We start from the raw sequence: 12,155 nt of genomic DNA on the forward strand, positions 1-12,155 counted from the left end.
AGCTTATAGAATAAACGTGTGAACACTTCTTCGAACAGCTTTGCCCACCGCCACAAGACCGCCATATTCGCGCTTCTCGCGGCCGCGATCATACTTCTGCTCGAGTGTTTCGCATTCAACTTGCAGTTCTGGAGCACGCTGGGCGCAAGCCGCGATTCCGTTTCGGCGCTCAATGCGCTCGGTCCGGGGTTGTCCCGGCAGAAAGACGGCACGCTCCTGGTCACCGACCCGACCACGGCGTTCCTAACAACCCAGAGCGATGGAAGTTCACCGTATATCCGCGTCGATCCTGCCGAATCGACATTCCGTTTCACCACGCCATCTGAGGTTCTGGGATTTGCGGACGCCAGCCAAAACACGGAAAACGCGGCGAAGACAACATCGAAGGCTCCGTCGACGGCTTTCCGTCTTCGAGTGGACGCCGCCGGACATTCCTCCCGTGTCCGTTCCGTTTCCACACTCATCTCCAACTCTCGCTATCTTCGCGTCCCTGACTTCAAAGCCTCATCCCGAGCCACGGATATCAAGGTGTGGGTCGACGAACCTGCTGGGACCCGGGTCGATATCGCCGCCGTTCATGCCAACGTGCGCGTTCCGTTCCACGCCAGTTGGGGACGCGTAGCGGCCATGGCCGGCATCGTCGCGCTGATTGCGTTGTGGATGCCCTCTTCAATCCTGTGGCGATGGCGTCTGGACACCTCAAGCGTGCGGCAACGACTTGCCTTCGCCGGTTTCATGTCGGTCATCGCAGCGCTTGCCGTATTTTCGATTGTGCAATCGATTTGGACGGCAAACTCAGCGAACTTCCAAGAGCCCGGCAATTACACCTATGATTTCAACCAGTATGGCCACATGGCGGATGCCTTGCTTCACGGCCGCGCATCATTGGACCTGAGCGTGCCGCAAGCCTTGAAAGACATGGCAAATCCTTATGATCCACAAGCCCGTGAGGCCGTACTGCAAAAAGGAGTCTCGCCGATTTACTGGGATTACTCGTTCTATCGGGGCCGTTGGTATTCGTATTTCGGCGTGTTGCCGGCTCTGTTGATTTTTGCCCCCTACCGTCTGGCGACCTCACTCTTCGTTCCGGGCGGTTCCATGCTCCCTTCGGGCGCGGCTGTGGCGTTTCTGCTCTTTGTCTTCGTGCTCTTCGGCTCCCTGCTGGTTATCCGGCTGCTCAAATTGCTGAATCCCCGGACTTCAGTGGCCACGGTTTCAATGGCCATCACCCTTTTCCTGCTTGGTTCACAGGTCGGTTATCTGGCATTTCGCATGAATTTCTATTCGGTTCCGTTTGCCGCTTCCCTCGCCCTGAGCACGATGGGCCTGTGGTTCTGGTCCGGTTCGACACTGCCTCACTGTCATACATTGACCATTGAGCGGGCGTCGGCCCTGTCGTGGCCACACCTGGCCGCAGGATCATTGTGCATGGCGGCCAATTTTGGCTGCCGTCCTACGTTTGCCTTGGTCGCGCTGTTGGCCTTCCCCATATTCTGGCCACAGATTCGTGCGATATGCACCAGGTCTGCGACCGCAGGAAAAGCGGCGAAGCACAAAACGACGATCGGCGTACTGGTTTCGATATTGCTTCCGGCATTGGTCGTGGTGGTGCCATTGTGCATGTACAATGCGATCCGATTCGGTTCTCCCCTCAATTTCGGGGAACGTTACCAGATCACCGTCGCCGACATGACCCATTACCGCAACTCCCCCGCCAACCTGCTGCCTACGCTCGGCTATTACCTGTTCCTGCCGCTGCGTTTTACGCATGACTTCCCGTTCATTGCCGTCAACCCCACACCGGTGACGTCATGGAGCTACGCGGAACCAGTGGTGGGCGGACTTTTCACACTGTGCCCGGCACTTGCAATCATCGTCTTGCCGCTGGTGCCCAGAGTGAGGAAACGTATCCGCCACAGCGGCCTGCTCCGCCTGGTTGTTGCCGCCTTGCCGCTGGCTTTGCTGCTGCTGTTCGTCGACATTGTCAAAGGCGGTATCGGCTGGCGTTACATGGTCGATTTCGGCTGGCTGGTGGCGATGTCCGCAATCGTGGTGGTCGGAGCCATTCTCGGCGATGCAAGACCTTGCCGGAACAAGGAAAAGACCATGCCGCAGCCACATTCCAATCCAAGAGATGACGAAAAGGCCGCACCGTTACCACAACAGAATTCATATCATCGGTTGGTAAGATCAGGTCTCCGATTCCGGCAACTGACTATGTCCGAGACCCTCAGGCCGGGAATCGATTGGGGCTTAGTAGCCCTGCGCCTTGTCATGCTTCTGCTTACTCTGGCAAGCATTGCGATAGCGTTGCTCACCGTCTTCGTCCCCGGTCGTGAGGACGCCCTGACCCGTACGAATCCTGCGCTCTTCCAAGCCGTGGCTTCGTGGTTCATCGTCGCGTAAGCAACGGACTCAGAGGATTCCGCTTTCCGGAAACGTCCTGGCTTACCACAATCTCAAACGACGTCGAGCTCGAGCAGAACCGCTTGCAGAACAGCCTTGATGTTGCGTTCGAAGACCTCCGGCTCAGGCAGCAGAGATACGGCCAGATAACCGTTTTCGGTCATATCGAAGTAATAGCCGGGTTGACCGGTCAGGTGAAAATCACGGATCAGACGCAGCACCAGCGCGTTCTCGTCGATGACCGAGGGGAAACGCAGCAATACGTTCCAGCCGCCTTCCGCGCGCAGGACCGAGACCAAGCCGGATTCGTCCTCGTCCAGCATGGTGTGCAGACGCTTGAGATTGTCCCGAGTGCGCTTTTGCACACGATCAAGTTGTCCGGGAACCGCAGCAAGCAGTTCCGGCATTCGATCTGAAATGATGTCGCTGAACGGCAGGTAATCGTCGGCGATGATATCGAGCCTGCGTTGCGCCTCGGCAACCAGATCCTTTGGACCGCTGACTTGAATCCATCCGACTTTGGCGTGCGGGGCAGCCAAAAGTTTCGAAAAGCCATCCAGAGCGAACGTCAGCGCACCCTGCTCACCCGCCAGCCGCCGGTTGCCTTCAAACGGTTCCATGTCATAGTCGAAGAACACCTCGTCGGCGATGATGGCGACATCGTGCTCGCTGCAGAGCCGGAGAAGTGCTTCGCGTTCGTCCGGCTTGACATAGGAGCCGGTCGGGTTGTTCGGATTGATCAGGACGATGGCCTGTACGTTTTTGCCTTTCGGACTTTCCAGAAGCTCGCGCAGCCAAGCCACGTCAATGAACCACGACCCGTCGAATTGCAGCTGGTATTCCAGCGTATCCACGTTTTCCAGCCCGCCGATGGATTCGATCAGCGGATAGCCCGGTTTGGGGCCGAGCACGATATCTCCCGGATCGCACATCAGCTTGAACAGCCACGTATAGGCCTCGGATGTGGAGCTCAAAAGATAGAGATCATCGGGGCTGACAGATTCGGATGAATCTTGTTCTTCTGGAGCTTCCTCGAGATTTCTCTTGGTAAGGAATTGAGCGAGTTCCTTCCGCGCCGCCAACGGCCCGCGGGGCTCGGCGGTATAAACGCCTGGCACTTCCGCGGGGGCAAGACCATGCTTCGTCGGATTGGAATCGTTAACGGTATCGAGTGTGATTCCTCGGCTTCTTGCCTCGGCTTCAGCTTTGGCGATGGGATTGAGCTTGGTCGAACCGACCCTTGACGAAAAACGCATGATCTCCATTCACATCCAATAATTTCAATGTCGCAATTCCGCATCAATCCTCGACCACATCTTTGCCTGTCAATGATCGAAAGATCTGGCTGCAGCCACCAGAGACGATTCTACTTCAGGATATTCAGTCAAAACAAAAGTTCCGCCCGGCAACCACCGAACGGAACTTCCAAAAACCAACGATCAGACAAGCTTGGTCGTCGCATAATACGCGGCGCCCACAATGCCCGCCTCGTTGCGCAGCTTGGCCTGCACAATCGGGGTCTTGATATCGATATAGGGCAGGAACTTGTCGGCCATTCGGCTCACCCCGCCGCCGACCACGAAGAGGTCGGGGCTGAAGTATTTCTCAAGCAGGCCGTAATACTTGGTCAGGCGCTTGGCCCACTTCTTGTAGCCTAGGCTCTTCTTGTCGCGCACGGAGGATGCCGCGTACTTCTCGGCGTCGCCCTTGCCCTTCTCCAGCTGGATATGTCCAAGCTCCGTGTTCGGCAGCAGCACGCCATTATAGATGAGCGCGGTTCCGATACCGGTGCCGAGGGTGGTGGCGATAACCAACCCGTCTTCACCCTTGGCCGCACCGTACTGCTGTTCGGCGAGTCCGGCGGCATCCGCATCGTTGACCACGGTGACCGGACGCCCACAAGCCTTGGAGAAGACTTCGGTGACGTCCAGGCCGATCCATGACTTGTCGAGATTGGCCATGAAATCAAGCGGCTTGCCGGGCTTGATCGGTGCGGGGAATGCGATGCCGACCGGAGCCCCTGCCGGAACTTCAAAATGCTCGAGTTCCTGACGAACGATGGCTGCGACAGCATCCGGGGTGGAAACCTCAGGGGTGAGGATCTTCAGGCGTGGCAGAGCGAACTCACCCTTTTCCAAATCCACCGGGGCCGCCTTGATACCAGAACCACCGATATCAACGCCAAAGGCCTGTGCTGTCTCAATCATCGCTAACCCCTCTTGTAACAGGTTGGAAAAAATAATCGTTGACATTGTACCGCACTCGATGGCCAATACGCTTGTATCAGCACCTAAATTGAATATGCAGACGCATAACCTTCCCCGTATCGTTATTTCAGCGGCGGCATCGGTTGCCAATTGGGGTCATGCAAAAGCTTGCGCGAATCGACCCAACCTTTGGCAATGGCCTTGAGGCCGGTCCTGATATGCTCGCGGTCGACGGCCACAAGACGGATGACCTCTTTGAGTGCGGTCAGCAGCGTACCCAAAGCGAACAATGCCGGTCGATAGTCGCCATGAGCCATGAAGTAGCGGGCCATGTAGCCGCGGTTGCGCATGATGTGGTAACGGTTCATGTCGGAGGTCGAATTGAGCTGGCGGACGCCGGCGATGTCCCAGTTGCCGATATCGCGCGTACGCTGGATGATCTTGTCGTTGACCACGATCGGATCGGTTACCTTGCTGGCCAGATAGCCGTAGATCGTGTCGTCCCAGTAGATGAAGAAGCGCGGGTCCGGCAGGCCGATCTTTTCCACGATATTGCGACGGAACAGGCCGCCTTCGAAGCACATCGTATCCATCGTGCGATAGCCGGAAGGGCCGAACGCAGCGGGCGCGATGGGATTGGGGATGCCGAGCGGGACGATGAAATCGTACTGCCAATAGAAATCGCCGCCGTCGTAATCCAGACGCGAACCCTGAATCACGTCGTGGCGAGGCGTCCACTTGGCCAGTTGCCCGATGGCGTTCGGGAGCACGGCCACGTCGTCATCCATCACCCAGAACCAAACGGCCCCGAGTTCATAGGCCTTTTTCACGCCGTTGGAGAAGCCGCCGGAACCGCCGATATTGCCCGCCTGCGGCGCATAGACCACACGCTGGGTGTTGCCGCTTTCATCCGGCTCGGTCTTGCCCCACTGGGCATCGATCGCGTCGGAAAACCGCTGCACCATCACTTTGGTATCGTCGCTGTGTTCGTTGTCGACCACGACCACACGCCAAGGGGCGGCGTTCAGCGCCTTGATGGAATCGAACAGCCGCGCCAAAAGCTTCTGCCTCTTGTATGTCACCACGACGATGGCCAGTTTCTCAATCGGAGATTGCTCTGAAGTGGCGCCTTCCCTGCCTTCGGCACCATCAATATCCACAGTGTTGTTGTTTTCAGTCATATCCCCTATTCTTGCACCCCCACACGATGGCGGCAACAAGACCGGAAAGAACCCCGGGCATTGTCACGATGCATACAGCACGCGTGTGTAATTCATCAATGTGCGCAAAAACGTTTGACTTTTGGGTATGCATACGGGTATAGATAGGAATGCAAGTTTCAGGGAAGGTGAAATTCCTTATTGGCGGTAACGGCACTGTCGATTTCAAAACGACAGCATTGCCGAAGCCCGCGAGCCGCGAAAGCGGTCGATCCGGTGAAAATCCGAGGCCAACGGTGACAGTCCGGATGAAAGAAACGAGGCTCATCATGAGCAATATTTCTGGTACCCAAAATCCGTCCGACCCCTATCAGCGGGACAAGACGCAATCATCTCATTCCACCGGTGTGGCCGACAAGGGCCGCTGGTCGACGCAGCGCATCGCGATCTACGCGCTGTTCGTGGCTCTGGCGATGGCGGCCTCCTTTATCGAATTCCCCATCATGCCCGGCGTGCCGTGGCTGAAATACGACCTTTCCGGCATCATCTGCCTGGTCGCGGGCTTCGCGTTCGGTCCGATGGCGGCGTTCATCGTCAGTGTCCTGAGCTGGATCCCCCACCTGTTCATGAACCCGTGGGGCGCCATCATGTCCATCGCGGTCTCCGTGTTCCTGAGCGTTCCGGCGGCCATGGTCTACAAGCGCATGCGCACCCGTGTCGGCGCATTGGTCGGCATCCTGGTCGGCGTGGTTTTCGGTCTGATCGCGGCCATCGGCGGCAATATCATTATCACGCCGATCTACGCACATATGACCACCGCGCAGGTGCTGGCGATGGTCGTGCCGATTCTGCTGCCGTTCAACCTGATCAAGTTCGCCATCCACGGCGTGGTCACCTTCGCCATATACAAGCCGATTTCCAACCTGTTGAACCGTTAGGGATTTCGCAGAAATGACTACGGTCGACAATACTGACGCTGATACCGAGCCCTACGTGTCTTCTGAGCGCGAGGGCTCGGTTTCGGCGTATTCTACAGCCCACGATATCGATAATAAAACCGGCAACAAGAATCAGCATGCGAATCGCGTTCAAAGGACCGGGAAAACGAAAGCGACCCAAGCAAACGACACCAATGGCTTTGCAGCCCGGCTGAACGGCATCCGTTTCAGCTATGACGGCGGCAAGTCGTGGGCGCTGAACGGCATCGACCTTGATATCCGCACCGGCGAACGCATCTGTCTGGTCGGCCCGAACGGATCGGGCAAATCCACGCTCTCCCGCCTGATTGCAGGGCTTGCCGCGCCCGATGACGGCTGCGTGACCTTGCTCGGCTACGACGTGTTTTCTTCCGGTACCCCGCACAGCGATCTCTATCGCAAGGCACGCAAAGACATCGGCGCGGTCTTCCAGAATCCGGCCGATCAGATCATCACCACCGTCGTGGGCGACGATGTCGCGTTCGGACCGGAAAACCTGGCTCTTGAACCCGACGAGATCACGGCAAGGGTCACCGAGTCCCTCAACGCGGTCGACATGCACGATTCCCTGCTCGACGACCCCTCGCGCATGAGCGGCGGCCAGCAGCAGCGCATCGCCATTGCGGGGATACTGGCAATGAACCCTAAGATGATCGTACTTGACGAACCGACGGCGATGCTTGACCTGGAAGCCCAGCAGGATGTGCTGCGCGTGCTCGACAATCTCCAGAAAACCGGGACCACCATCGTCCATGTCACGCACCGACCCGAAGAGCTGAAGGCGGCGGATCGGATCCTCAGTCTCGAAAACGGGAGGCTGGTCAGGCTCTCGCAGATAGAGGCCACATTGAAGCTTTCGGTGACCAATGCGGACGACACGGGAATGCTGAAACCCGACGGTCTGATCATCGCAGCAAATTCGGGAAACCCGATCGACGTCAAAACCGGGAAAAACGAAGGCGGCGGAAGCGCTTCGGCCAACACTGCCACAGACACAACCGAGGAACTCGAACACGTACGGACCGGCAACGCCGCAAGCCAAAACAGAAAAAACGAAACTTCTGCGGCATCCGACATCGAATCCAGTGCCGATGGACCCGCCATCTGCTTCGAACACGTGTCGTTCCGCTATCCGAAGGCCAGCAGCGACACTTTGCATGACTTTTCGATGTGTATCAGGCAGGGCGAGGTCGTGGCCATCATGGGCCGCAACGGCACCGGCAAAAGCACGCTGACAAGACTGATGACAGCATTATCAAAACCCGATAGCGGCTCTATCAACGTGGCGGGAATCGATTTGCGTTCGATGTCACGACGTGATAAGAAAGCGCTGCGTTCCAGCGTGGGGCTGGTGATGCAGCAACCCGAGCACCAGCTCTTCGCCGAAACCGTAAAGCAGGATGTCGCATACGGACCCAACAATCAGGGTCTGCCGACGCAGATCGTCAATCAACGCGTGGAACGTGCCTTGGATCTGCTGGGGATCAGTGAACTGGCCGAACGATCCCCCTTCTCGCTTTCCGGCGGTCAGCAACGCCTTGCCGCCATCGCCGGCATCATCGCCTGCGGCCCGCGTATTCTGATTCTTGACGAACCGACGGCGGGACTTGACGCCACGGCCAGCGAGCGCATCTACGCGCTGGTACGCACGCTCAACGCGCATGGCGTCACAATAGTCCTGATCACCCACTCACCGCGTCAGGCGCGTCAGCTCGCCGACCGTGTCATCACTCTGGGCGAAACTGCACAAGACGGTACCGCTCAGAGCGGAACAGGCGAGGAAACCGCCCAATTGGCGAGTGCCGGCAAACCGACAACCGACGATACGCCTTCAGAAACCAGCCAACGTCCAAGTCTCATCGCGCGCCTTGACCCACGGGTCAAACTGGTCGTGTTCCTCGTGCTGATGTTCACCTCGTTCATGGTCAGCTCCCTGCCGCAGCTTGGGCTGACCGCGCTGATGGTCATCGTCCTCGCGGCGGCGGCGAAGCTCGGGCCGAAACGCCTGTTCCGTGCCATGCGCGGATTCCTGATATTGCTTCTGGTCATGGGCATCATCAATATGCTCTTCGTGCGAACGGGCAGGCCTTTGGTAACTCTCTTCAATTTCCCGATCACCGACGAGGGCGTGATGGCGGCGATACTCTACACCTGCCGTTTCGGGCTGGTCATTTTGCTGGGAATCATCCTCTTGCAGACCACGACACCTACGGCGCTGACCGACGGATTCGGCTCTCTGCTTTCCCCATTGCGACGCCTCGGCCTGCATACCCAGGAACTGGCGTTGGTGATGAGCCTGGCATTGCGCTTCCTGCCGACGCTGGCCGACGAGGCACGCAACATCATGGACGCTCAGGCGGCACGCGGCGGCAGTATCGAAACAGGAACGCCTGCCAAACGAATCAAGGCGATAGTGGCCATCATCGTCCCAATTTTCGCCGGAGCCCTGCGGCATTCCGACAACCTCTCGCTAGCGCTTGATGCGCGCAGCTACGAGGAAGGCATCCACCGCACCCACTGGCACGCCATGCGCGTAACCGGAAAAGATATGATCTTCATTATTCTGTGCGCAATGTATCTTGCCGTATTGCTGAGTCTTAAAATCGGAATTCTTTCGGTGGTGCGGTTATAGCGGGGCGCATCGCAATCTGTTTGTGATGTCTACGAAATGAAGTCATAAATTCATTTCTTTCGCAATGTTATGTGATAAATCCTGATAGAGTGGAACAGAGCCTCAATCAAACTGTTTTGCTTATCAAGGAGACGATATGCACGCACCACGCAATACCGCTATAGAACCATTCGCCATCGAACATGCCACCATAGCCACCGGCGACGTTGACGGCCGCACGTTAAGCGACACGACCATCGTCGTGGACGGTCTCGGCAAGATCCGGGAAATCGGCCCCTCGTCGACCGTTGTGGTGCCTCCGGGCTATCACAAGCTGGACGGAAGCGGCAAGGTCGTCTCCCCCGGCATGATCAATGGCCATACCCATACCTTCTCTCAAGGGCGCCCTCTCGACCCTAAGGGCAGCACACCCGAAGGCCAGCGCAAGACCGCGAAGCTTGTGCATTCGGCCCCGGGCAGACTCTTCATGTACGAGACCAGCAAGTCGAACATCATGACGTTGCTCAACTCCGGGGTCACCACCATCCGCACCGTCGGCGATGTCGGGTATGAGGTCGTCGCCATCCGCGACCGTATCAACGCCGGAAAGATGGTCGGACCGCGCATTTTGGCCGCCGGCCCGATGCTCGCGATTCCCGACGGCCATGGCGCTCCGCTGGTGGCCATGGAGAGCACCACCCCGGAAGAAGCGCGTAGCGAAGCAGAATATAGCATCGACCATGGCGTCAATGCGCTGAAGATCGCGGCCACCGGCGGCGTCACCGATTCGCAGGTGCTCGGCGAGGCCGGAGCCCCACAGATGAGCGAAGAGCAGATGCGGGCCATCTGCGAGGCGGCCCACGCCAACGACATCATCGTCGCGGCACACGCCCAGAGCGAGGAAGGCGTTCGCAGGGCCTTGAAGGCCGGCGTCGACACCATCGAGCACGGTTGCACGCTGGACGACGAGCTCACGGAGCTCTTCCTGAACAACCCGAACTCGCTGCGGGGCTGGAGCGCCTTGGAGCCGACGCTTTCCGCCGGTCTGCCGATGAAGTATCTCTCTCAGGAAACACTCAACATGACCGACATCCAGATGGAGAACTCCGTGCCGGTGGTCGAAGGCATGGTCAACGGTGCGAAGCAGGCGCACGAAGCCGGCATCAAGGTCGGCGTCGGCACCGACACCGCCATGCCGTTCGTGCCGCAGTACGGTACGTGGCGCGAGATGGATCTGCTCAACCGTTATGCCGGATTCAGCAAGGCCGAAGCCTTCCACGCCGGCACTCAGGTCACCGCCGAAATCCTGGGCCTGAGCGACGAGACCGGCTCGCTGGAAGTCGGCAAGTCCGCCGATCTGCTGGTGTTGGACGAGAATCCTGTCGACAATCTGCGCACACTCGAGAAGCCGCTGCTCGTGGTCGCCGCCGGACATCCGATCTTCCACCCGCAGGTCGATCGCTTCGACGACATGGAAGCCCAGCTGGACGAGGCGTATAAGTAAAGCCCATCCATTCCCGTGATCGGCTTCTGCTGAATTTGTTTTGGTTGGCATCAACCAAGAATCCGTTATTCCGAATCGTCGGAATGACGGATTCTTGTATATTTCAATACATGTTGCATCGATGGAACGGCCGGAAAAACCTCAGGGCAAACTGACCAATTCTCCTTCCCGATAGCAATTGTGGTTCGACTCCAATGGAGTCGAACCACAGCTATCAGCATGCAAACCGGTAGATAGCCACACGGCCATCCGGTATTCCTTGTATCTAGCGATGCGCGTTGTCCTGCAACGGCTCGCCGTTGACATATCGGCGCACGTTGGCGACGGCGATGTCGACGATACGGGCGTCGTTGCTGGCCAGATGGCTGCCGCCGGCGACGTGCGGGGTCATGAGGCACCGCGGTTCATCCCAAAGCGGATGGTCGCTCGGCAGCGGTTCCGTCTCGAAGACATCCAGACCGGCACCACGGATGGCACCACGACTCAAAGCCTCGGCCAAGGCATCGTCGTCGAGAGCATCTCCGCGCCCGCCGTTGATGACAATGGCATCCTTTTTCAGCAGGCCAATCCTACGTGCATCAAGCAGATGATGGGTATCGGCCGCCCTCGGCAGAGACAACGCCACAACATCGGCCTGCGGCAACAACGTATCGAGTTCATCGAAACCATGCATCTCATCGATGCCTTCAACAGGTTTGTCGGCACTGCGCCGCACACCGACCGTACGCATGCCGGCACCTTTGGCGAGACGTGCAAAATGCGAGCCGATATCGCCGGTGCCGATGACCAGAGCCGTCGCGCCGTTCGGTGTGAGTACGGTACCTTCGTCCTTCCATTGATGTTTCGTCTGATCGCACACATACCGGGTGAAGTTCTTCATCAACGCCCACATCATGGCGATCATATGTTCGCCCACAGATTGGCCATAGGCACCCGTAGCGCTGGTGATCGTCACACTTTCAGGCAGCACACCTGGCTTGATATAGGCATCGACGCCCGCACTCCATGTCTGCAACCATTCGAGGTTCGTGAATTGCTCGGCAATGGACGGGTCGAAATTACCGAGCACCGCCGTCGCTTTTCCGCGAAGCCCCTCCGGTATCTGCGCCTTCACTTTCATATCGCCATAATGCTTATAATCACCGCAGAATTCGATGGGTACGTCACCCGCTGCCTCGATGAACCGCTGCCTGTCCTTTTCACGAACCGGTATGCAGTTGACGATCAATTTCTCATTCTTGTTGGTTTCGTCTGCCATAGACACTCCTTTGATGATGGCTGCTGCCTTAT

8 protein-coding genes and 1 riboswitch are annotated in these 12,155 nt (G+C 57.9%); of the genes, 4 read left to right on the plus strand and 4 right to left on the minus strand.

Annotation, left to right across the window (positions count from 1 at the left end; genetic code table 11):
• The first annotated feature begins 18 nt into the window (after positions 1-18).
• A complete protein-coding gene (locus OZX75_RS03510; protein WP_277146942.1) occupies positions 19-2,406 on the plus strand; it encodes a hypothetical protein in 2,388 nt (795 codons plus the stop codon).
• Positions 2,407-2,459: 53 nt separating this feature from the next.
• On the opposite strand, the gene OZX75_RS03515 is transcribed toward OZX75_RS03510, so the two are convergent.
• From OZX75_RS03515 to OZX75_RS03525, 3 genes are all read right to left on the minus strand, one after another.
• A complete protein-coding gene (locus OZX75_RS03515) occupies positions 2,460-3,662 on the minus strand; it encodes a pyridoxal phosphate-dependent aminotransferase (RefSeq protein ID WP_277146945.1) in 1,203 nt (400 codons plus the stop codon).
• A 183-nt stretch (positions 3,663-3,845) separates the two neighbouring features.
• On the minus strand, positions 3,846-4,613 hold the full coding sequence (ppgK, locus tag OZX75_RS03520) for a polyphosphate--glucose phosphotransferase (protein WP_277146947.1): 768 nt from the start codon (positions 4,611-4,613) through the stop codon (positions 3,846-3,848).
• A 122-nt stretch (positions 4,614-4,735) separates the two neighbouring features.
• On the minus strand, positions 4,736-5,794 hold the full coding sequence (locus tag OZX75_RS03525) for a glycosyltransferase family 2 protein (protein WP_277146949.1): 1,059 nt from the start codon (positions 5,792-5,794) through the stop codon (positions 4,736-4,738).
• A 150-nt stretch (positions 5,795-5,944) separates the two neighbouring features.
• Positions 5,945-6,097, plus strand: a riboswitch (FMN riboswitch).
• 5 nt (positions 6,098-6,102) lie between these two features.
• Here OZX75_RS03525 and OZX75_RS03530 point away from each other — a divergent pair.
• The 3 genes from OZX75_RS03530 (at position 6,103) to OZX75_RS03540 (ending at position 10,865) form a co-directional block, all read left to right on the plus strand.
• Entirely contained in the window at positions 6,103-6,711 is a 609-nt protein-coding gene (locus OZX75_RS03530; RefSeq protein WP_525930266.1) for an ECF transporter S component, read from the plus strand.
• 13 nt (positions 6,712-6,724) lie between these two features.
• Entirely contained in the window at positions 6,725-9,382 is a 2,658-nt protein-coding gene (locus OZX75_RS03535) for an energy-coupling factor transporter ATPase (protein WP_277146953.1), read from the plus strand.
• A gap of 136 nt (positions 9,383-9,518) precedes the next feature.
• Positions 9,519-10,865: an amidohydrolase family protein gene (locus tag OZX75_RS03540; RefSeq protein ID WP_277146954.1), complete on the plus strand. Its 1,347-nt coding sequence runs from the start codon at positions 9,519-9,521 to the stop codon at positions 10,863-10,865.
• 265 nt (positions 10,866-11,130) lie between these two features.
• Here OZX75_RS03540 and OZX75_RS03545 read toward each other — a convergent pair whose 3' ends face one another.
• On the minus strand, positions 11,131-12,123 hold the full coding sequence (locus OZX75_RS03545) for a D-2-hydroxyacid dehydrogenase (RefSeq protein ID WP_277146956.1): 993 nt from the start codon (positions 12,121-12,123) through the stop codon (positions 11,131-11,133).
• Positions 12,124-12,155 lie beyond the last annotated feature (32 nt).

The sequence above is a fragment of the Bifidobacterium sp. ESL0800 genome (genome assembly GCF_029395355.1).
Classification (GTDB): Bacteria; Actinomycetota; Actinomycetes; order Actinomycetales; family Bifidobacteriaceae; genus Bifidobacterium.